Origin of the sequence: Sanguibacter sp. Z1732, from assembly GCF_051020515.1 — a bacterium.
Classification (GTDB): Bacteria; Actinomycetota; Actinomycetes; order Actinomycetales; family Beutenbergiaceae; genus CALKWS01.
Window position 1 is genome coordinate 870559 of record NZ_CP194857.1, and the last position, 21855, is coordinate 892413.

At 69.4% G+C, this 21855-nt stretch carries 19 protein-coding genes and 1 riboswitch; of the genes, 5 read left to right on the forward strand and 14 right to left on the reverse strand.

Features of this window, described 5'->3' with window-relative positions; all coding sequences use genetic code 11:
- Positions 1–53: 53 nt before the first annotated feature.
- The 11 genes from ACRRRO_RS04745 to ACRRRO_RS04795 all read right to left on the reverse strand — a co-directional run bounded on the left by ACRRRO_RS04745 (position 54) and on the right by ACRRRO_RS04795 (position 12525).
- Entirely contained in the window at positions 54–884 is an 831-nt protein-coding gene (locus tag ACRRRO_RS04745; protein WP_424786416.1) for a carbohydrate ABC transporter permease, read from the reverse strand.
- On the reverse strand, positions 881–1717 hold the full coding sequence (locus ACRRRO_RS04750) for a carbohydrate ABC transporter permease (RefSeq protein ID WP_424786417.1): 837 nt from the start codon (positions 1715–1717) through the stop codon (positions 881–883). The genes ACRRRO_RS04745 and ACRRRO_RS04750 overlap by 4 nt, the downstream gene beginning before the upstream one ends.
- A 131-nt stretch (positions 1718–1848) precedes the next feature.
- Positions 1849–3048 carry an ABC transporter substrate-binding protein gene (locus ACRRRO_RS04755; RefSeq protein ID WP_434081143.1) on the reverse strand — a complete coding sequence of 400 codons (1200 nt, stop codon included), beginning with the start codon at positions 3046–3048 and terminating at the stop codon, positions 1849–1851.
- A gap of 269 nt (positions 3049–3317) precedes the next feature.
- On the reverse strand, positions 3318–3533 hold the full coding sequence (locus tag ACRRRO_RS04760) for a hypothetical protein (protein ID WP_434081144.1): 216 nt from the start codon (positions 3531–3533) through the stop codon (positions 3318–3320).
- A 7-nt stretch (positions 3534–3540) separates the two neighbouring features.
- A complete protein-coding gene (locus ACRRRO_RS04765) occupies positions 3541–6012 on the reverse strand; it encodes a Tat pathway signal sequence domain protein (RefSeq protein WP_434081145.1) in 2472 nt (823 codons plus the stop codon).
- A complete protein-coding gene (locus ACRRRO_RS04770; RefSeq protein WP_424796565.1) occupies positions 6009–6671 on the reverse strand; it encodes a rhamnogalacturonan acetylesterase in 663 nt (220 codons plus the stop codon). Before ACRRRO_RS04770 ends, ACRRRO_RS04765 begins: the two co-directional genes overlap by 4 nt.
- Positions 6668–7624 carry a carbohydrate ABC transporter permease gene (locus ACRRRO_RS04775; RefSeq protein ID WP_424796566.1) on the reverse strand — a complete coding sequence of 319 codons (957 nt, stop codon included), beginning with the start codon at positions 7622–7624 and terminating at the stop codon, positions 6668–6670. The genes ACRRRO_RS04770 and ACRRRO_RS04775 overlap by 4 nt, the downstream gene beginning before the upstream one ends.
- Positions 7624–8592, reverse strand: coding sequence for an ABC transporter permease (locus ACRRRO_RS04780; RefSeq protein ID WP_424796567.1), 969 nt, complete (start codon positions 8590–8592; stop codon positions 7624–7626). Before ACRRRO_RS04780 ends, ACRRRO_RS04775 begins: the two co-directional genes overlap by 1 nt.
- A gap of 72 nt (positions 8593–8664) precedes the next feature.
- A complete protein-coding gene (locus tag ACRRRO_RS04785) occupies positions 8665–10077 on the reverse strand; it encodes an extracellular solute-binding protein (protein ID WP_434081146.1) in 1413 nt (470 codons plus the stop codon).
- A 213-nt stretch (positions 10078–10290) separates the two neighbouring features.
- Entirely contained in the window at positions 10291–11046 is a 756-nt protein-coding gene (locus ACRRRO_RS04790) for a YesL family protein (protein ID WP_424796569.1), read from the reverse strand.
- A 465-nt stretch (positions 11047–11511) separates the two neighbouring features.
- Complete coding sequence (locus ACRRRO_RS04795) at positions 11512–12525, reverse strand: LacI family DNA-binding transcriptional regulator (RefSeq protein ID WP_424796570.1); 1014 nt, start codon at positions 12523–12525, stop codon at positions 11512–11514.
- 207 nt (positions 12526–12732) lie between these two features.
- Here ACRRRO_RS04795 and ACRRRO_RS04800 point away from each other — a divergent pair, with 207 nt between their 5' ends.
- Both ACRRRO_RS04800 and ACRRRO_RS04805 read left to right on the forward strand, forming a co-directional pair.
- Positions 12733–13917: a DUF993 family protein gene (locus ACRRRO_RS04800; RefSeq protein WP_424796571.1), complete on the forward strand. Its 1185-nt coding sequence runs from the start codon at positions 12733–12735 to the stop codon at positions 13915–13917.
- Between the two features lie 17 nt (positions 13918–13934).
- The gene (locus ACRRRO_RS04805) at positions 13935–14591 is read left to right on the forward strand and encodes a DUF1961 family protein (RefSeq protein ID WP_424796572.1); all 657 of its coding nucleotides are present in this window, start codon (positions 13935–13937) and stop codon (positions 14589–14591) included.
- 139 nt (positions 14592–14730) lie between these two features.
- On the opposite strand, the gene ACRRRO_RS04810 is transcribed toward ACRRRO_RS04805, so the two are convergent.
- Positions 14731–15990: an alpha-hydroxy acid oxidase gene (locus tag ACRRRO_RS04810; protein ID WP_434081147.1), complete on the reverse strand. Its 1260-nt coding sequence runs from the start codon at positions 15988–15990 to the stop codon at positions 14731–14733.
- A 126-nt stretch (positions 15991–16116) separates the two neighbouring features.
- Here ACRRRO_RS04810 and ACRRRO_RS04815 point away from each other — a divergent pair, with 126 nt between their 5' ends.
- From ACRRRO_RS04815 to ACRRRO_RS04825, 3 genes are all read left to right on the forward strand, one after another.
- Positions 16117–16767: a uridine kinase family protein gene (locus ACRRRO_RS04815; protein WP_424796574.1), complete on the forward strand. Its 651-nt coding sequence runs from the start codon at positions 16117–16119 to the stop codon at positions 16765–16767.
- Between the two features lie 145 nt (positions 16768–16912).
- On the forward strand, positions 16913–18205 hold the full coding sequence (locus tag ACRRRO_RS04820) for a BNR-4 repeat-containing protein (RefSeq protein WP_424796575.1): 1293 nt from the start codon (positions 16913–16915) through the stop codon (positions 18203–18205).
- A gap of 206 nt (positions 18206–18411) precedes the next feature.
- Positions 18412–18499, forward strand: a riboswitch (glycine riboswitch).
- A 108-nt stretch (positions 18500–18607) separates the two neighbouring features.
- Positions 18608–19627 (forward strand): DMT family transporter, encoded by a 1020-nt coding sequence (locus ACRRRO_RS04825; RefSeq protein ID WP_424796576.1) that lies wholly within the window; start codon positions 18608–18610, stop codon positions 19625–19627.
- A gap of 18 nt (positions 19628–19645) precedes the next feature.
- Here ACRRRO_RS04825 and ACRRRO_RS04830 read toward each other — a convergent pair whose 3' ends face one another.
- Positions 19646–21061, reverse strand: coding sequence for a hypothetical protein (locus ACRRRO_RS04830; RefSeq protein WP_434081148.1), 1416 nt, complete (start codon positions 21059–21061; stop codon positions 19646–19648).
- Complete coding sequence (locus tag ACRRRO_RS04835) at positions 21040–21816, reverse strand: FAD/NAD(P)-binding protein (protein WP_434081149.1); 777 nt, start codon at positions 21814–21816, stop codon at positions 21040–21042. Before ACRRRO_RS04835 ends, ACRRRO_RS04830 begins: the two co-directional genes overlap by 22 nt.
- Between the last annotated feature and the right edge of the window lie 39 nt (positions 21817–21855).

Here is a 21855-nt window from a genome sequence, read left to right on the forward strand (position 1 = left end):
AGATCCGGAGTGGGGGCGGACGCGCCCGGCGCGCCGCGCTGGGGATAGTGAGTTCAGCCCTTGACCGCCCCCGATGTCATGCCGGCGACGATCTGGCGGTTGAAGAAGATGTACATGACCAGCGGGGGGATCGTGATCAGCAGGGTGTTGGCGAAGAGCAGGTTCCACTGTGTGGCCGCCTGCTGCTGCATCAGGTTGAAGAGCGTCAACTGGACCGTGGCATTGCGCTCGCCCGGCAGGAAGTAGAGGGGGTTGACGAAGTCGTTGAAGACATTGACCGCCTGCACGACGATCACGGTGATCACGGTGGGCTTCATCAACGGCAGGATCACCGTGAAGAACAGCCGTACCGGGCCGGACCCGTCGATCACCGCGGCCTCATCCAACTCTCTCGGGATGGTGCCGACGAACGCCCGGAACAACAGGATGCAGAAGGAGATCCCGAAGGTGGCCTGCACCAGCACCAGCCCCGGCATGGTGCGAAACAGACCCAGCGCCTGCAGCAGCCACACCGTGGGCACCACGGCCGGCGGCACGATCAGACCGGCCAGGACGAAGAAGTTCACCACCGGGTTGATCTTGCTCACCCGCCGCTGCAGCACGTACCCCACCATCGCCGAGACGATCACCATCAGGGTCACTGCGGCGACGGTGATGATCGTGCTGTTGACGAAGGCCCGCAGCACGACGCCGTTGCGCATCGTGAGCACCTCGATCAGGTTCTCCACGAACGCCATCTGCTCCGGCCAGGAGAACTCCAACCGGGAGGCCTCGGCGGGGGTCTTCATCGCCTGCAGGATCACGAACACGAACGGCACCAGGAAGATGATCAACGAGGCGACGATCGCGACGATGCCGCCGGTCCACTTGCGTGCCGACCTCATCGCTCCACCGCCTTGCGGTTGATGATGATCGTGATCGGCACCATGATCGCGGTCACGGTGAGGAACAGGACCACGTTCCCGGCGGTGGAGAGACCGTAGAAGCCGGCCTGGTACTGCTTGTAGATGACTGAGGCGATCACATCGGAGGCGAAGCCCGGGCCACCACCGGTGGTGGCCCAGATGAGATCGAACGTGCGCAGCCCACCGATGAGGGACAGGATGATCACGGTCCCGGTCGCCGGCATCACCAGCGACAACGTGATCCGTCGGAACTGCTGCCAGGCGCCCGCCCCATCAATCTGGGCTGCCTCGTAGTACTCCCGCGGGATGGCTACCAGGCCGGCGATGTAGATCAGGGTCGCGATGCCCAGACCCTTCCAGATGTCCACTCCGGCAATGGTCAGCAGCGCGATGTTCGGGTCGGTGAACCAACCCGGGCCGTCGATCCCCACGGCCGCCAGGATGGAGTTGACCATGCCGTCGAAGGGATCCAGTAGTGCGGTGAACATCACGCCCACCCCGATGGTGGACACCAGCACCGGGAAGAACACCACCGAGCGCAGGTAGCCCCGGGCCAAGATGTTCGAGACCAGGAGCACCCCGAGGGCCAGTCCGATCACCACCTTCGCACCCGAGGTGGTGACCCCGAAGATGAAGGTGTTGATGAACCCTTGGCGCAACTGGGGCTCGGTGAAGAACCGCACGTAGTTCTCCATCCCGATGAACTCCGAGCTGAACAGTGTCCAGCGGGTCAGGCTGAAGTAGAAGGAGGCGAAGGTCGGGATGGCGAAGAAGACGACGTACAGCAGCCCTGCGGGCAGGTAGAACCACATCGGATAGGCGTGGCGCCACACACCCGATGACCGGCCCCGGCCGGCCTCCCCGGCCGGCCTCGGCACGCGCCCCCTGGTCCAGGAGCGTCGCGTCTCGGCCGCCGGGGTGCCCGGGCGGGTCCCCGCAGTACTCACCAGCCGTCGAGGCCGAGCTGGCGGGCTTGGTTCACCACGTCGTCGTCGTAGTAGGCCGCCGCGTCCTCAGCCGAACGGATGCCGGAGCCGACCTCGACCATGATGTGCTCCAGGTTCGGGCCCTTCACCGGGGACAGGAATTCCAGCGCCGGTGCCGTACGGCCCTCATCGACGTACTGCTCCAGGTCGGTCAGGATCGGCGCGGCATCCGAGGGCAGGTCACAGGTGCCCGGGAAGGGCCCGGCGATCGAGAGGTACTCCGCCTTGAGTTCACACCCTGTGTCGGAGGTGATGAAGGCCACGAAGTCCTTGGCCGCTTCCAGTTCGGCGCCCTCGGTGGTCTGCGGGATGTAGATGCCGGCGGCCTGCCAGATGGTGGCCTGGGTGTGCTCGGCCTCCTGCGCCGGGATCGCGAAGAAGCCGATGTCCTCCAGTGCCTCGGGGTTGTCCTGGCGCACGTGCGTGATCAGGTTGGACAGCATCGGGTAGTGCACCCCGTCGCGCTCGGCGAGCATCCGGGCGCCGTCGGCATCGGTGGCCGAGGGGAAGTTCTCGTTGAAGTAGCCGGCCTCGTAGACCTCCTCGTGGTTCCGGAAGGCCTGCACGGCGGGCTCATCGGCGTACTTGCGGTTGTTCGCCGTGTACTCCTCCGCCCAGTCCGGGTCCATCGAGTCCACGTTCGCGAAGTCGGCGAGGACGAAGAGCTGGGAGGTGTAGGTCGAGCCGTAGGTCTGGATCACCGGGGTCATCCCCGCCTCGGCGATCACCTCGTTGTTCTCCATGAACTCATCCCAGGTCTGGGGGACCTCGAGGCCGAGTTCGTCGTAGACGGCGCGGTTATAGATGATGCCGCCCCCGAAGGTGGCGCCCCAGGCGTTGCCGTAGGTGCCGTTCTCGGTGCTGACGGTGTTGACGAACTCCTCGTCCAACTCCGCCACCCACGGCTGATCGCTCAGGTCCACGAGCATCTGATCGGGATTGAGCGCCTGGAAGAGCGACCCGCTGTTGTAGATGAACACGTCCGCCATCTCCTCGGTGGAGAGTCGCGTCTTGACGATGTTGTCGCCGTCGCCACCCCCGGGACGGGAGTCGACCGAGATGGTGACATCTGGGTTGTCGGCGGTGAAGGCCTCGACCAGCGCATCGGCCAGCGCGATGGTGTGGGGCTGGTTGTCGACCAGGAAGTCGATCTCCACCGGCCCGTCTCCTGCTGCGCTGCCCGAACATGCGGCCAGAACCAGCCGGCCGAAAGACCGGCGCTGAGTGCGATGAGAGTTCTCTTGTTGTTCTGCAACGTTGCAGTCATTGGACTTCCTTTCGCGGATCCCCGTCATCGGGGGTGTTCACACGCTAGGTTGAATCCATTCAGGCTGGCAAGAGGTGACCCAGGTCACGATTCGCCCGAAATCGTTTTCGTTGCTGAATCGTTACAACTAGCCTGGGTCGGGCGCCCGGCCGACGCTGGTCAGGCCGCCGGCCCGTGCCCTGCGTCGAGCCGGTGCCCGATCAGGGCCAGATTCTGGATCGCCGCGAGGCTGGACTGCGCCGCGTCATTGGTGGAGATGAACACCTCGCTGACCTCCGTGAGCACCTCCGGCGGGCTGATCGTGCGCACCGGCCCCAGGTCCATCGGGGTGTGCTCACCACCGGAGCGGTACGCCGCCCAGGCCCGGTCGGCCATGGTCTCATCACCGAGCCGGTGCGCCGCGTAGGCGAGCAGCCGGGAGTGCCACTGCGGGAATGTTGTTACCGCTCAGCTCCGTCCCCACCTCGGCCACCTGCTCGCCAGGGTCGGCCAGGTAGAGCCGGCAGTACTGCAGCCAGGCCTGCTCGAACCCGGGCACCTCCACCAGGTCGATCAACTCCGAGCAGATCTCCACCAACCCGAAGATCGCCGAGAGGTGCGAGACCGCCACCTCACGCGCCGGGCCGGTGAAGCGCCCGGTGTCCAGGTCGTAGAAGGCTTCCCCGTGCAGGAACCCGTTCGGGAGGGCCCCGATGTCGGCCATCGTGCCCAGGAGCCGGTCCCTGGCGGCGACATCTCCGGCGATCTCCCAGTTCGCCAACCACGTCGCGGCCAGGGCGCCCCAGTCGGTGCCCAGTCCCACCCGTAGCCGGTTCCGGTCCAGCGGTGCGGCGTCGTCGTCGCCGTGCAGTTTCCGGGTCGGTTCCAGCACGGCCAGGGCCGCGTCGCTGTCGGCCTTGTCCAGCAGCAGGTCGCGCGAGTGCTCATCGGCGGTGAGGAAGTAGTGCGGACGGCGAAAGGCCGGGGACCCGATGCGCACCTGCTTGGCGCTGCAGCCCCAGTGCTGCACGTTGTGCCGGGTGCCCAGGCCGCGGTGCTCGCCGCAGTGGTACACGTCCACGTCCCCGGTGTGCCGGGCCATCGCCTCTGCCATCCGGAACACATCGGCCCGGCCGGTGCGCAGGAACATCGACCACAGCCACAGGTCGGTGGCCAGTTCGGAGTTGTCCCAGGCGTAGCCGCCCACGTCGTACTTCCAGGTGTGCCGGTCGAAGTCGTAGGAGTGCATGACGTCGCCGTAGTTCCAGAACCCGTACCAGGACCGCTCCTCGGCCTGGGTCAGGTAGAAGTCCACGATCGCGGTGAGCCGCTCCTCCAACTCCGCGCGGGCAGGGCTGGAGTGGTCCGCAACGTCCCAGTCCCCGAACACCCCGGCCCGGGCCAGCGCCTGCGGGGTGGGCACCAGCCGGGGGCGCTGCCCGGCGTGGGCCGCGTCGGCGGTCAGCGTCGTCAGGTCCGGGGTGGCGGGGTAGGCGACGACGTCCAACTCGTGGGTGCGGGCGATCCCGTGGGCGCTGCCCAGGCCGGGCTCGTAGTCCTCGTAGGTGATCTCCAGCGCCTCGAGTTGTTGGGGGTAGGTCTCCTGACCGAGGCCGTCGTGGTAGAAGCGCAGGTCCATCGGGTCCGCGTCCGGGGACCACAGCCACACGGTCACCTCACCGGAGTCGGTGTCGGCGCCGCGCAGGTCGATGCCGGTGGGGTGGGACTGCCAGAAGTCGGTCAATCCCACACCGAGGCCACCATCGATATCACCCAGGTAGGCGAACCCGGCGGCGCGATCCCCGTGGGCCACGTCGATCCAGGGCCGGTCGGCGGCGGTGCGCTTGGCGATCGAGTACCCCTGCGGGCCGAGTTGCCGCAGGGTGTAGTCCGGCCAGCGCGGCACCCACGTGAGCAGGTCCCCCACGTCGCGTTGCCACTCTTGCGGGTCCGGCGTGGGCCGGCCCTGCACCTGCGCCCGGCGGACCTGTTCACCGGGGTCGCGGCGCAGCCCGGTCAGGCCCTGGACCGCCTCGCGAAGCACCCCCTGCTGCGCCCCGACGAAGCGGACGTGCCGGTCGTGGCACGCGGCCCGCAACGGCACCGCGAAGCGAACCCCGAGGGCGGCGAGGAAGTCCTGCCCCGGATCGCCGTCATAGGTGAAGGTATGCACCATCCGGAAGGTGCGCGCCCCGGCGGTGAAGTACAGCCGCACCGTGAACGGCAGCCAGGCACGGCGCTGCTCCCCGGGCCCGGCCTCATCCCGGACCTGGTCCCGGTGGCGTCCGCGTAGCGTCAGGACCGCACGGACCGGCCCGTCCTGTTCCACCTCGACCTCGGTGTGGTGCCCGACGGCGTCGGTCCGGTCGCGGTGGGCAGGTTCGGGGTGGTCCTGGCGTGCTGAGACCAGGTGCGCACCGGTGGCGACCAGGCGCTCGTCCACGTGCACCGCGCCGACCAGCGCGGCCCCCGAGCGGGGCACCACCACCCGCAACGGGCCGGTGTGCACCACGATTTCGTCGGCGCCCGGCTCGATGCGCACCGTGGCGCGTTCAGCAGCCGGATCCGGACTCGCCGGGGCAGGGCCGGCGGCGCCTCCCTGCTCCCCCGCGGTGACCACCCGGTAGGCCGCGGCCGGTGCCGCGGTACTGCCCAGTGCGATGCCCGCCCACTTGACCGACCCGTCCGGCCACGTGGCAAGGGGCCACGTCTGCGCCGGGACCGGTGCACCGTCGTCGTCGATCACCGCGAGCCCCTCCGGGGCCGGCACCGCCCCCCGTGGCAGTGGCACACCCAGGGTCGCGCCCGCCGGCAACCTGGCCGGTGCCGCATCGTCGAGCCAACGCAACGGTACGTCCACGTGCTGGATGGTCATGGACTCACTCCCCATTTCCCGATCGGTTCATGCTGGTCATCCAGGCCCTGCAGGGCACGTAGATGCTGGGCCACGTACCCGGCCACCGCACGTGCACCGGCGAGGCCGAAGTGTGTGGTGTCGCGTTCGCCGCCCTCGGGCACCGCGTGCGGGAACAGGTCGGCACAGCCCTGCTCTCCCAGCCACGTGTACAGCCACCGGGTGAATGCGGTCAGGTCGATCACGGGGGCGTTCAGCTGGTCGCCCAGAGTTCGCACCGCGGCGGGGTAGCCGCCGTGAGAGACGCGCAGGTCGCGGTCGTCGTCGAACAGGCACCGCTCGGCGCTGGTGACCAGCACCGGTCGACCGCCGGCGGCGCGGACCTGCTCGACGAACCGAGCCAGGTTGTTCCGGTAGCCGCCCGCCGCGGCCAGTTCGGTCTCCTTCTGGTCGTTGTGCCCGAACTGGATCACCACGAGATCACCGGGCTTGATCGCCGCGAGGGTGTCCGCCCAGCGCCCTTCTGCTTCGAAGGAGGCGGTGGTGGCCCCGCCGACGGCGCGGTTGTGCACCGGCTGGGTCATGAATTCGTGCAGCACGCCGCCCCAACCGATCACACCCGTACCGTCCAGGGGCCCCGGGGCCACGGTGGAGTCCCCGGCCAGGTGAATCGAGTTCACCCCTTCACGCTGCCGATCAGAATGCCCTTGGCGAAGTGCTTCTGCAGGAACGGGTAGGCCAGCAGCACCGGAATGGTGGCCACGATGATGACGGCGAACTTGATGCCCTCGACCGGGGGCGGCACGTCGGTGGCCAGGTCGTCAGCGGTCAGCGAGGCCGCGGCGGTCACCTGGCGCAGCACCATCTGCAGGGTCCACATCGACTGGTCGGAGAGGTAGAGCAACGGGGACATGTAGTCGTTCCAGATCCCCACGGCGTAGAACAGCCCGAAGGTGGCCAGCACCGGTTTGGATAGCGGTGCGATCACGCTGCGCAGGATTCGCAGTTCGTTGGCGCCGTCGATCTTGGCCGACTCCTCCAACTCATCGGGCAACTGTTGGAAGAAGTTCTTGATGATGATCAGGCTGAAGGGGTTGATCGCCATCGGCAGGATCAGTGCCCAGTAGGTGTTCAACATGCCCAGGTCCCGCACCACGAGGAAGGTGGGGATCATGCCGGCGCTGAAGACCATGGTGAAGACCACCAGCGACAAGATGGTGCGCCGGCCCGGAAGGTCCACCTTCGACAGCGGGTAGGCCATCAGCGCGGTCAGGACCAGCTGGATCAGCGTGCCCACCCCGGTGACCACCACGGTGGTGATGAAGGAGCGCACGAACGCCCGCGAACCCAGGATCGACTCGTACGAGGTGGTGATGAACTCGCTCGGCCACAAGAAGAAGGGCCGGGTGGTGATCTCGTACTCGGTGGCGAAGGACCCGGCCAGCACGTACAGGAACGGCAGGATCGCGACCGACCCCACGACGAGCAGGAAGGCGCCGTTGAAAACGTCGAAGACCTTCCCGGCCCGGGTGTTGAACCGGTACCGCTGTTTGTTGGCGCGTGGGCGCTGCGGCACCGCCGGCGAGGTGTCGTGCTCTGCGGGCAGCGTGACGGGGGTGGAGTGCAGTGCCATCAGAAGATCCCCTGCTGGTTGAACCGTTTGGCCAGCCAGTTGGTCCCGAACACCAGGATCAACCCGACGATCGCCTTGGCCAGACCCACGGCGGTGGCGTAGGAGTAGGCGCCCTGTTGGATGCCCACGAAGTACACGTAGGTGTCGAACACGTCGGCGACGGAGCGGTTGAGGGCGTTGGACATCAGGTAGATCTGCTCGAACCCGGTGTTGAGGATCTGCCCGCTCTGCAGGATCAGCAGCACGATGATGGTGGGCTGGATCGAGGGGATGGTGATGTTCCACATCCGTTGCCAGCGGCCGGCGCCGTCGATGATCGCAGCCTCGTACTGCTCCTGGTCCACCCCGGCCAGGGCGGCGAGGAAGATGATGGTGCCCCATCCGGTGTTCTTCCAGATCTCCTGCAGCAGGATCAGGGGCCGGAACCAGAACGGATCGGCAAGGTAGTTCGTGGTGCCACCCAGTGCCGAGTCCAGCAAGGCCGACAACGGGCCGGTGCCCATGGTGAACAGCAGCCCGGTCAGGGAGACCACCACCGTCCAGGACAGGAAGTGGGGGATGTAGACCAGCGTCTGGACGGTGCGCTTGAGGATCTGCAGCCGCATCTCGTTCAGCAGCAACGCCAGCACGATCGTCAGTGGGAAGGCGATGAACAGGCTCATCGCCGCGATGATGAGGGTGTTCGCCAGAATTCGGGGGAAATCGGGATTGGTGAAGAACACCTCGAAGTGCTGCCAGCCCACCCAGGGGCTGTCCTCGATGCCCAGGAACGGCACGTAGTTGCGGAACGCGATCTGGGCTCCGTACATCGGCCAGAACCGGAAGACCAGGAAATAGATGATGCCGGGCAGCATCAACAGGAACAGCCACCGGTAGCGCACCATCGTGGTGCCCAGGCCGCGTCGGCGCCGGGCCGGCGCGGGGCCGGGGGCGATCGCCACGGGTGGCGTCTGGGTTGCAACCCTCACCGCGGGTCCTTTCGTGGGTGGTCTGCCTGGTGGGGGCGGGACTGCGCCAGCGCCCGCCCCCACCAGCGGAGATCAGCCTGCTTGGGAGTAGAGTTCGTTCACCTCGGCGTCCACCTGTTCACCGCCGCTGGAGCGCCAGCGCTCCACCGCCTCGTCCATCCCGGATTCGTCGATCTGCCCGGCCAGGTACTGGATCCGGGCGTCGGCGATCAGGGTGTCGAGCTGGGTGGCGTTGGTGACGTAGGTCTCCGAGATCAGCCCGAGGGCGGGGTTGAACACCGCATCTTGCAGGTCTTCCTCCTGGAGTTCCTGACGCAGTTCGAAGATCTCCACGTCATAGTCGGTCTGGGGCAGCGGGGTGTAGAAGTGCTGCCCGGCCACGTTGGTGCCCAGTTGCGCCCAGGCGCCGGTGACGAAGTCGGTGAACTCCTGCATGTCGGGGTCGGTCACCGCGTACCCGTCCTCGACCTCGAAGTTGTGGCCTTCGATCCCGTTGTTCAGCAGGACCTGCGCCTCCGGGCTGTTCAGGTCATTCAGGACCTGCAGCACGGCGAGGAGCTCTTCCTCGGTCTCGATCGAGGAGCGCGGCACGGCCAGGAACCCGGCGTAGCCGGCGGTGGGCAGGGAGAACTTGCCGTTCGGGCCCTCCACCTGTCCGACCAGACGAACGTAGGAGTCGAAGTCGTCCGGGTCGTTCTGGCGGTACAGGTTGATCAACTCGGCCGCACGGGACTGCACGTCGATGATGATGCCGCCATCGCCGTTCATGAACCGCTGGTTCCAGTCCTCCGGCGGCATGGTGGCGAAGTCGGGGTTGACGTAGCCGGAGTCGATCAGGTCGCGCTGGAAGCGCAGCGAGTCGCGCCACTCGTCGGTGGTCCAGGTGGCGGTCAGTTCCCCGCCGTCATCGCGCCACACGTTGCCAGCTCCGTGCCAGACGTCGATCGCATCCCAGGGGCTGCCGGTGCCCACTGCCGCGGGCCACTCCGGAACGATCAGGCCATAAGTGTCGTCCTGACCGTTGCCGTCGGGGTCGTCCTCGGTGAAGGCCCGGGCGATCTCGGCGAGGTCGTCGAGGGTCTCGGGGTCCTCCAGACCGAGGTTCTCCATCCAGTCCGCCCGCAGGATGATCGAGTGGCGGATCACGTCCCGGGCACGGTAGACGCCGAAGATCTGTCCGTTCACCCCGGAGGCCTCTTGCACCTCGGGGTTCTCGGTGACCAGGTTGGGGAAGTCCCCGGAGGCCAGGTAGTCGGTCAGATCCCAGAAGCCGCCGGCCTCAGCGGTCTGGATGAAGCCCTGGCTCTTGTCCTGGATGACCATCACATCGGGGATGTCATCGCTGGCCAGCACCACGTTGGTCTGGTCGCCGTAGTTGGAGTTGGGCACCCAGCGCATGTTCAGGTCCACGCCGGTCAGGTCGGTCAGGGCTTCCTCGATCTCGCCCCCGGGCTCGGGCGCGGTCGGGGAGAAGAAGGGAGCCATGATGGTCACCGAGTCGTCGCGAGGCCGCCTCGCCACTGCCGCCGGCCTCCCCGTTCTCACCGCCTCCATTGCCGTTGCCGTTGCCGTTGCCGTTGCCACCGCCGCAGGCGGCCAGCACCAGTGCACCGGCCACCGCAGTGGCCACTGCTGTTGTGTGTCGATAACGCATGGATTTCCTTTCTCGTCGACGCCGTCGATGACGTCTGGGGTGTGTCAGATCGTGGGTGTCGCTGCCGGCGTGCGCGCAGGGTTCTGCGCGGCAGGGTCCGCCGGGTGGTGCTGATGGGTGTTTCGAGCCGAGATGCCCGTGGCGACGGGATCGGGAGTGCCGGCGGGCTGGGCCGCCAGGCCGCGGTCGTTGGCTGCGAAGAAGGACAGGCACAGCGCGGTGCACAGATACAGCGCCACCCCGACGGACAGCACCGGGAGCAGGCCCGGGACCAGGTAGGTGCCCACGCCGATCAGGGCGAGCGTGGCCGCCAGCAGCAACGGCGCCCCGGGAAAGCGCACCAGGAACTGCCCGGCCAGGCGCAGACAGTCCCGGCGCCGCACCTCGTAGTGGGCATCCATCGTCACCACCAGCACCTGGTAAACGAGGGTCAGGGCGGCGGCACCCGCGATGACGATCGTCAACGGACCGCTGCTGCGACCCAGGGTGACCTGGTTCACCGCGAGCAGGACCAGCACCAGGTGCGCAGGTGCCTGCAACAGGTTGGCGTGGCCGAACTGGGTACGCCAGTGCCGCACGAAGGTGCGCACCCAGGGGTGCACCTCCCCGCGAAGCCGCGCACGGGCGCAGGTGACCGCCGCGGTCAGCGCCGGGGCCAGTCCGAACAGCACGCCACCGGCCAGGGTCATCACGAGCACCAGCAGGTTCAGGAGCGCGGTGAACAGGACCGCGTCGGCAAACTCCCACGCACGGCCCACGCCGAAGGCGCGGTCTGCCTTCGCCTGCGTGGGACTCACCATTGGAAACACCTCTTCGTGACACGTCTGCCGAGCGCGGGCCGGGGCCGACTGGCGATTCGAACCTGGGACTCGGTCGGGCACTCTCCCGCCGAGCGACGACCCTGCCGCTGGACAGCGTTTACCGTTGTGAGCGAGAACATAGCAATAAAACGATTCAACGGTCAAAGGTTCCAGGATCACGATCCGGACTCGATCCGTCGCACCAGCCCCGCACGTCACACATGACGCACCTGTTCGGCTCCATCAGGCCGCACGCGGGTAGCCGCTCCCGCACCCCGTGCGCCGCAACCATCCAATTGCGCGCGTACAGCGCCAACCCGGCACCCCCGTCCGCCACAACCATCCAATTGGGCTGCTCGGGCGCGGGTGCGCGCCGCAACCTCGGGCGCGGGTCCGAGCCGCTGCGCGGGCGCGCGCCCGCGGCCGCGGTCCCGACCGGACCAGCGCGGACCCGTGGCGTGGGGCTTACCGGCGCGCCGGACCGGTGCTGGCCCGTGGCACCAGCGTCGGAGGTACCTGCTCGGTGTTCACCGGAACCCCCACGATCAGGTCGATCAGCGCCTCCAGCGCACGCCTGCCCAGCACGGTGAAATCCTGCTGCACCGTGGTCAGCGGCGGGAAGTAGTGATCGGACCCGGTCACGTCGTCGAAGCCGACTACCGAGACCTGTCCGGGCACGTGCACGCCGGCCTCGGCGAAGGCCCGCAACAGCCCCAGCGCCATGTGGTCGTTCGAGGCAAAGATCGCGGTGGGCAGGTCCTTGAGCAACGCCTGCCCGATCGCATACCCCGACGCGGCGGTCCAGTCCCCCTGCCGGTCGGCGCGGGCGCGGATCCCGGCCTCGGCCAACTTCGCGTGCCAGCCGCGGGCACGCGCCCGGGCGTCGAACCAATCGACCGGCCCGGCCACGTGCACCACGTCACGGTGGCCCAACTCGATCAGGTGCTCGGCCACCATCCGTGCCCCCGCGCCCTGGTCCACGCTGAGGGCGTGCTGGCCGGGCTCCCACTTCGGGGTGGCCGCGATCATCAGCACCGGCAGGTCGGCAGAGGCGTTGCGGGCGGCCGCCGCGATCTCCTCGGTCGGGGCGATCACCACCGCGCCCTCCACGGCCTGGTCCAGGAACCGGTCGAAGATGGAGGTGACCATGTCCGGCGTCGGATGTACGGCGGTGGCCACGGCCACGAAGTACCCGGCCTCCCGCGCTGCGCGCTCCACCACGGCCAGGGTTCGGGAGGGGCCGTAGTGCTCCGATCCGGTGGTCACGATCCCGAGTGTTCCCGAACGCTGGGTCACCAGCGCCCGCGCCGCGCTGTTGCGCCGGTAGCCCAACTCCTCGATCGCCTGCACCACCTTGACGCGGGTGCTCTCGCGCACGTTCGGATGCTCGTTCAGCACCCGCGAAACGGTCTGGTGCGACACCCCGGCCAGACGTGCGACGTCCAGCATCCCCGGCCGGGTCCGCCCGCCTGCCACCATCGCCTACTCCCGCCACGTCGCACGCATCAGGACACAGATTCTACGGCTCGGCACCCGGCGGGCAGCGCACTCCCCGCGCCGCGCCGGGATGGCTCGGCAGGCACACGCCCGCCCCGCGGCCTACCGTGGCCGGGACCAGCGCAGGTGCGTGGCGCAGCAGAATCGGGCCGACCGCACCGGTGCGGTCAGCGCGAAAGGAGCCAAGCCATGACGACGACGGACATCACCCTGTCCCTGCCCGGCCCCGAGGGCAACTGGAAACCGCTCACACTGCGCGAACCCACTCACTGGCCCACCCCCACCGGGCCCCTGACCGCCCGGTCCGCCTACGCCGCCGTCCCGGTCGCACCCCGCCACGACGCCGACAACGTTCCCGGCGCACCGGCCCTGATCGACTGGGATGCCACCCTCGGCATGCGCCAGCGGATCTGGGACGCCGGGCTCGGCGTGGCCGAGGCGATGGATACCGCGCAGCGGGGAACGGGGCTGGACTGGGACGGCGCCGCCGAACTCATCGAACGCTCCGCCGCCCACGCTCGGGCCGCCGGCGGGACGATTGCTGCCGGGGCCAACACCGACCACCTACCCGCCGATGCCACACCCACCCTGACCGAGGTGATCGATGCCTACCGCCACCAGGTCGAGGTGATCCAGCACGCCGGTGCCCGGGTGATCGTGATGGCCTCACGTCACCTGGCCGTTGTCGCCACCCACCCCCACGAGTACGCCCGGGTGTACGAGTCGGTGCTGGCCGATGTGGACCAACCGGCGGTCTTGCACTGGCTCGGGCCGATGTTCGATCCGGATCTGACCGGCTACTGGGGCAGCGAGGACCTGGACGAGGCACACCGGACCGTCGCCGACCTCATCGCCAGGGGCGCAGACCGGATCGAGGGCATCAAGGTCTCGCTGCTGGAGGCACGGCGCGAGATGGACCTGCGCGCCGAACTGGCGCGCCGGGCCCCTGGGGTGCGCCTGTACACCGGGGACGACCTGAACTACCCGGAGCTGATCCTCGGCGACGGGCGGCACCACTCCGATGCCCTGCTCGGGGTGTTCGCGGTGATCTATCCGGCCGCCTCCGCGGCCCTGCAGGCCTTGCAAGCGGCCGACGACGACGGGGCTCGCCGGATCCTTGAGGACACCGTCGCCCTGGGCCGGCACATCTTCGCCGCTCCGACCCAGTCCTATAAGGCGGGGGTGGCGTTCTGGTCCTGGTTGAACGGGCACCAGCCGGGCTTTCAGATGCTGGACGGCATGCACTCGGCCCGCTCGGCAGCCCACCTGATCGAGGTGTTCCGTCTCGCGGACCGGGCCGGCCTGTTGCTGGACCCACCGGTAGCGGCTGCAAGGATGGCAGCGTTCCTGCAGGTGGCCGGTTACCGGCCGTGAGCAACGGAAGTGCCCGCATGCCCAGTACCTACCGCAACCGGCTGGCCTCGGCCGCAGACCTCGACCGTTTCGTCCTCGAGGGAGACGGCGCACTGTCCTTCCCCAGGGGCCGGTTACGCCTGGAGTCCCTACGCGATCCCGGCGAGGGTCAGGACGCCAACATCGTGTTGTGGTGCCCGCAGCCCTTCGGTGCCGAGGTGGAGATCTCCTTCGACTTCTACCCGCTGGCCGATGAGGGCCTGTGCATCCTGTTCTTCCACGCCACCGGTCACGGCGGTCGCAGCGTGCTGGACCCCGCCCTGGCGCCACGCACCGGCCCGTACGAGCAGTACCACCACGGGGATCTGGACGCCTACCACGTGTCCTACTTCCGGCGGAAGTGGGACAGCGAGCGGCGCTTCCACACCGCCAACCTGCGCAAGTCCCACGGCTTCCACCTGGTGGCTCAGGGCGCCGATCCGCTCCCCCCGCTGGCCGACGCCGATCCGCCGTACCGGATCTCGGTCCGCACCCGACGTGACCGGGTCCGCTTAGCGATCGACGATCTGCCGATCTTCGACTGGCACGACGACGGCGGCACCGGGGGCGACCCGTTGCGCGGGGGGCACCTGGGTTTCCGGCAGATGGCCCCGATGATCGCCGAGTACGCCGACCTGACGGTCCGGCCGCTCTGAGCACCCCCGCCCAGGGGCCGGCTCGGCCCGGGCCCGGCTCCGTCGTCGGACTCGACTCGCCCCGGGCCGGGCTCAGCGGCCAGGCGCTGCTCGCCCGCCCCGCCAGCCCCGTCCTGGGGCGAACCTCCGGCAGCCGGGCTCAGGCCTGTTGATGCACCCCGGCGCGCGGGCGGGGGGTGAGGCGCTGGAGCTGGGTGACGTGCCCCGGTTCCAGTTCGGCCAGCGAGGCCGCCCCCAGCAGGCGCATGGTGCGCTCGATCTCGGCGCGCAGGATCTGGATCATCCGGTCCACCCCCGCGCGACCGCCGGCCATCAGCCCGTACAGGTAGGCCCGGCCCACCATCGTGAAGTCCGCACCCAGGGCGACCGAAGCCACGATGTCGGCCCCGGACATGATCCCGGTGTCCAGGATGATCTCGGCGTCCTGGCCCAGTTCGGCAGCGACCTGGGGCAACAGGTGGAAGGGCACCGGGGCACGGTCGAGCTGACGCCCGCCATGGTTGGACAGCATGATGATCGCGTCCGCGCCGGCCTCGACCACCTTGTGGGCGTCGGCCAGGGTCTGCACGCCCTTGACCACGGTCTTGCCCGGCCACTGCCGGGCGATCCAGCGTAGGTCCTCGAAGTCGACGGTCGGGTCGAACATGGTGTCCAGGAGCTGGGCCACGGTCCCGGACCAGCGGTCCAGCGAGGCGAACGCCAGCGGCTCGGTGGTGAGCAGATCGAACCACCACTGCGGGCGCGGGATCGCGTTCACCACGGTGCGCGCGGTCAGCGAGGGCGGGATGGTCAGACCGTTGCGCACGTCCCGCAGGCGGTTCCCGGCCACCGGTACGTCCACAGTGACCAGCAACGTGTCGAACCCGGCCGCCGCGGCCCGGTCCACCAGGGCCATCGAACGGTCCCGGTCCTTCCACATGTAGAGCTGGAACCAGTTGCGCCCGGAGGGATTGGCCAGTGCGACGTCCTCGATCGAGGTGGTGCCCATGGTGGACAGGGCGAACGGGACCCCCCCCGCCCCGGCGGCACCGGCCCCGGCGATCTCCCCCTCGGTCTGCATCATCCGGGTGAAGCCGGTGGGGGCGATGCCGAACGGCAGCGCCGAGCGCCCGCCCAGGATCGTCGTGTCGGTGTCCACCTCGGCCACGTTGCGCAGGATCGAGGGGTGGAACTCCACGTCCTCGAAGGCTTGTCGGGCCCGGGTCAGCGACAGTTCCTGCTCGGCCGCCCCCTCGGTGTAATCGAAGGCCGCGCGCGGGGTGCGGCGCTGGGCGACGGCGCGTAGGTCGGCGATGGTCTGCGCTGCTTCCAACCGACGACGGCGACCGTCCAGTACCGGCGGCTTGAACCGCAGCAGGGGGGCCAGGTCACGAACCCGTGGAACTCGCCGCTTGACCATCGAAGCACTCCTCACGTTGGCGCCGGCCGGGGTACCTGCACCCGCGGCTGGTTGAGGATGAGCCTAACGCCGCCGGCAGGGCGGGCGCGGTCCGATGCGCGGCCGGCAGGGGCGATAATCGCACCCATGCCCTTCGACCGTGGCGCCGATTCCGATCCGGCACTGTTCGATCTGCCCAGCGGTAGCCGGCGCGCACCCCGCCGGGTGGTGCTGATCACCGGGGCCTCGGGGTCGGGAAAGAGTTCCCTGGTGCGCCGGCTCGGCCTGCCCGCACTGCAACTGGACGACTTCTACCGCGACATCGACCACCCCGGTCTCCCGCAACGCTTCGGCAGCGTGGACTGGGACTCCCCACTGGCCTGGGACGGTGCCGCGGCAGTGCAGTCGCTGGAGGAGTTGTGCCTGAACGGCGAGGCCGAACTGCCGATCTATGACATCCCCACCTCCCGGCGCACCGGCACCACCCGGCTGGTGATACCGGACCACCCGGTAGTCCTGGCCGAAGGCATCTTCGCCGCCGAGCTCATCGACGAGTTGCGCTCACGCGATCTGCTCGCCGAGGCGTTGTGCCTGGTGCGCCCGCGGGTGCAGACCTTCTGGCTGCGCTTGCTGCGCGACATCGCCGAAGCCCGCAAACCCCTGCCGACACTGGTACGCCGGGGGCTGGCGCACACCCGCGCCGAGCCTGCCCTGATCCGCCACTGGACCGGCAAGGGCGCCCGCGCGGTCTCGGTCAGCGAGGCTGAGAGCCTCATCCAAGGGCTTGCGGCACGCTAGCGGGTCCGGCAGCGCCGAGGCAGACCGGGCCGGGGTGGCCGCATTTGTTCGGCCCGGCCGGACCGACTTGACCTGCGCCGACGCCCGCTCTACGGTCGCCATGTATCGGAGAAATTCCCGAAGCTTTCGAGAGAGTGGTGGCCCAATGGCGGCTGATCCGGTGTTCGACGCTGACCCGTGGGTCCTGAACCGCAACGGCGCCTGGTGCTGGTACCAGGACGAACGTGCCCTGGTGGATCCCGAGTCCAATGTTCTGGTGGTCGGTTCGGTGGCCGCGCCCGAGGGTGAGGATGGTGCGACCCGAGCCGGGAACGTGGAACTCACCGTTACCGACCTGGGCACGGGTGAGTCCACGATCGTGGTGCTGCACGAGAACCTGGAGTCCGATGACCACAACGTCCCTGGCCTGTGGCGCCGGCGTGACGGTCGCTGGCTGGCGGTCTACGCCAAGCACAAGAGTGACAACTACACCCGGTGGCGCGTCAGCGAGCCGGGGGACCCCACCACCTGGGGCCCGGAGCAGGTCTTCGACTGGACCGAGTTGACCGGGGGCCGGGGCGTCACCTACTCGAACCTGCACGCACTGGACGGTCGCTTGTACTGCTTCGCCCGGGCGATCAACGACGACGCCTGTGCCCTGGTCTCGGATGACGAGGGCGACACCTGGACCTTCGCCGGCAAGCTCTTCGACCGGCCCAAGGTCGGTTACGTCAACGGATACTGCCGCTACGCCGGCAGCGACCGGATCGACGTACTCACCACCGACCACCACCCGCGCGACTACAACAACTCGATCTACCACGGGTACCTGAGCGCAGGGGCGCTGCACGCCTCCGATGGCACCGTCGTCGACCCCCACGCGCTGTCCGGCCAGGCGCCGGACCAGGCGGAACTGACCACCGTCTTCGCCGCCGACTCGGTGTGGGACGGGGAGCGGATGACGCGTGGGTGGACAACCGACATCCGGCGCATCGAGGGCACCGTGGTGGCCACCTTCACCGCCCGCGCCAACGACGAACCGGAGAACTCCAACTTCGCCGACCACCGCTTCTTCTACGGCCGCACCAACGACGACGGAACCTGGGGCGTGTACCAGGTCGCCAAGGCCGGGCGTGCGCTGTTCCCGCGCGAGGAGGACTACACCGGCCTGATCGCGATCGACCCCTACGACGCGGACTCGGTCTACGCCTCGACCCACATCGACCCGCGCGACGGGTCCGAGTTGGCCCACCACGAGATCTTCCACGGCCGTACCGCCGACGGTGGCGCTACCTGGGCCTGGACCCCGGTGACGCGGGATTCCTCGGTGGACAATCTGCGCCCGATCGTGGCTCCCGGCGATCCCGGCACCCTGGTGCTGCTGTGGTTCCGTGGCGAGATGACCACCTCGCAACACTATGCCTGCGAGATTGCCGCGCACGTACTCCCCCGCCGCTGAGCGTGTCCACCTGAGCACTCGTCGCGCGGGAACCGCGTCGCGGCACAGTTTCGCGGCGATCCCCCGGGGTAGGGCAGGCACCCGCGCAACCGCAGGCCGCGTCACCGCCGGCCGCGTCGGTGCGGTTCCGTGCAGCAGGAGTGAGGCGGGCCACATCGGACAAGCGCAGCGGGTGGCATAATCGGGGCAGAACTGAACATGCCACTTCAGCCGTGGCGGGAGAGCCCGCACGAGCGGGCGCCGACGGAGCAACCTCCCCGGGAATCTCTCAGGCACCCAGACCGCCGACGGCCAGGCTCCTCTGAAAAGTAACCCTGCGGGGTTCACCGATGGTGCAGGCGGGCGTGCCCGCGAAATCTCTCAGGTCCGATGACAGAGCGGGGAACCACCTGACCGCTTGGCGTGCCTGCGCCCGTCCCGAGGAGATCCTTGGCAACGTTCACCGATACACCGGCCCCTACCGTTCCGGCTGCAGCGACTTCTGCGGCGCCTGCCACACCGGCTCCACGCCCGCCCGCTGCCTCGCGTCGTCCCAACCGTGCGCTGGGCCTGATCGCGATCTTCGCCTCGACCACCGCGATGGGCACGGCCGGGGTTTTCGGGCGGCTGTCCAGCCCTCCAGGTGAGGTGATGGGTGAGGCACTGACCATGGGCCGGATGCTGGTGGGGGCCCTGGGCATCCTCGTGCTGCTCACCATCACCGGGCGCCGGCACCTGCTGCGGCAGACCAGGTTGTCGCCCGCCGTCGTACTGGGCGGGGTCTTCCTCGGCCTGTCCTTCGCGCTGATGCTCTCGGCCACCGTGCTGACCGACCTGGCCCTGGCCGTGGCGCTGCTCTATCTCGGCCCGGTGCTGGCAACCATCCTGGCGCGGGTGGTCCTGAAGGAGTCCCCCACCCGCGCCGAGACGTTGACGCTGGCGGCCGCATTCACCGGCATGATGCTGGTGGCCGGGCTGATCGAGGGGCCGACCACCGCCTCGGAGAACCACCTGCTCGGGGTGCTGCTCGGGGTTGCCTCAGGGGTGCTGTACGGAGCCGCGCTGCTGTGCTACCGGTTCCGCGCGGACATGCCCGCCGACGTGCGGAGCTTCTGGAACTTCACCTTCGGCACCCTGGCCACCGGGGCCATGGTGGCCCTCACCCGCCCGGACCTGAGCGCGATGACCCCGGCCAACTGGGCCTGGGCCCTGACGTTCTTCGCGGTCTGCGGCCTGCTGGCCCTGGGCCTGCTGGTGCTGGCCGGCAAGCACCTGCGCACCGCCGAGTTGTCCAGGACCTCCTACTGGGAGGTGGTGGTGGCCCTGCTGCTGGGCGCGGCACTGTTCGGCGAGACCATCTCGGCGTTGAACTGGGCAGGTGTGGCGATCATCGTCGCTGCCGCCGGGCTGCCGCTGCTGCGCGTGCGCCGGGGAGTGCGCTGAGCCCACCTTTCCGCCCCCTCAAACCGGGACGGCGATCCGCTCCAGCGCCTGGGCGGCCACCCGGTCCGCGCCCGCCAGGAGCGGCGAGGGGACCCCGGGGGTCGCCCCGATCGCCGAGCCCGGCTGGACCGCCTCGGCCGGGATTCCCAGCACCAGCACGTCCGGATCCGTCCGGCCCGCAGCATCGATCAGTGCAAACTCGTCAGGGGTGACATCCACGGTGGTGGTCGCTGCCCACCCACCGGCCCTGGTGGTGTCGGGGACCCGGTGCAGCCGGGCGCGGCCGCTGCCCATCAACGTGGACAGCAGCGGGTCGGACGTGCCCGGCACCTGGCCCCGGGACATCCGGGTCTCCAGCAGCGCCCGGGTGACCACCCCCCCGGGGTGAACGCGCGTGCGGGCCCGGAAGCCGTCGTCGTCGGGCTCGATGAGCAGGCTCTCCCCCAGGAGTTGCACCACTCCGGCGCGCACCAGCGCCAGCAGTTGAGCGGTACGCCGCGGCGGCGGGCCGGAGGCCAGGGTCAGGCCCAACGGCACGAACCAGTCCTCGTACTGGACCAGCCGGGCGCGCCCGTCCAGTGCCCCGGCGGCCACATGGCGCCCGAGTAGGACTCGCAGGGTGGCCATCGCCCGGTTCACCGCGTTGCGCGGGGACGTGAGCGGGTTCGCGATCGAGGCCTGTTCCTGGTCCAACCACGTGCGCACCCAGCCGTCCCACTGCTGCGGGTCCGCCACGGGCGCGGGCCGGTCCAGCCGGTCCACGTCCAGGTCGTAACCGGGTGCGGTGACCAGATCGGCGACGACGGCGGCGGGATCGGTGCCGCGGCTGAGCGCGGCGATGATCGCGGCCTCATCCACCCCGTCGACCACGGCGTGGCGGTGGTGGGCAGCCAAGGTGATCAGGTGCGCGGCCGCGAACTCGGCGGCCAACAGCGGCCAGACCTGGGTGCGCAGATCCCGGACACGGCCACGGCAGGCGTCCGCGAGGGCTCCGGCGGTGGCGATCCGGGGTCGCCACGGCGGGGGCATACCGGTGGGATAGGCGCCCTTGCCGCGGTAGGGCAGACCGCGCCGGGATCCCACCAGCAGCCGCGGTTCCGCGCCGGAGGGTTCGTAGTGCAGCGGCGCGCCGGCGGCCGGGCCACCTGCACCGCCGTCGAGGGCGGCGAACCCGGCGGTATCAGCCTGTGCGCCGCTGTCCGCCAGCGTGAAGCGGCCCCCGCGACCGGCGGTGAGGATGCCGATCACGTCGAAGAAGTTCGCCCCCATCCCCGCCACCAGCACGTCCTGGCCGTCGCCGGGCACCTGGGTCCAGTCCCGCTCCGATGGCATCCCCGGGGGCACATAGAGCAGTCGCTGCCTGCGCGCCCGGTCGGTGCGGGCGCGGGTCTGATCCGACGGCTCGGCCTGGATCATGCCCTGGGCCAGGACCACCAGGGGGGCGCTGATCGCGGCGACCGGCTCGGGGTGATGGGCGCGCGGTGTCCGCGGGGTCCGTCGACGGCTACCCGGTGGGCGCCGGTGAGCCGGACGAGGCGGCGCCCACCCACTGTGCTGGTGCCGGTGCGGCCAGGTGTTTCGTGGGCGCGGGTGGCCGGCTCGGCGCCGGCCACGGCGATGTCGGTCGCGGTGCCCTCGATGTGCCACACCTCGATTCCCCCGCGGCGGGCGGCCTCGGCGAGCTGGTCGCGGTAGTAGACCCCCTGCAGCCGCCGGGTCGGGTAGGACTCCGGGCGCAATGCGGCGAGTTCGGCGCCGAGCCATGCCGGTCGCTCCGGGCCGATACCGAGGTAGCGCTGCGTCGGGGCGTGCGAGCAGGTGGCCGCCCACTGCACCAGGTCCGGCCCCGGCACCAACGGACCGTCCTGGTCGGTGCTGGCGTCGGCGTGCGCGGTGGTCTGGGCGCTGTAGGTGTTGTTCAGCAGCAGCGGGTGCTGGTCGGTCCGCCAGGTGGCGCCGGCGCCCACCTGGACCGCGTCGATGATCGCGACCCGCAGCGCCGGATCACCGGAGGGCGCGGGAGCGCCGAACGGCTCCTCCGGGCGCAACCGCGCGGCCAGGCGGGCCACGGTGGCCACGGCCCGCGGCCCTCCCCCCACGATCACCAGGTCGACCTCGGGGGTCGACGGGTCGACCTCGACCGGCAACCCGGGGGCAGCCGAGGTGGCAGCGCCGTGCGAATCCCTCACATCAGGCACGCTAACCAGCCCATCGGCATCGTTCCAGCG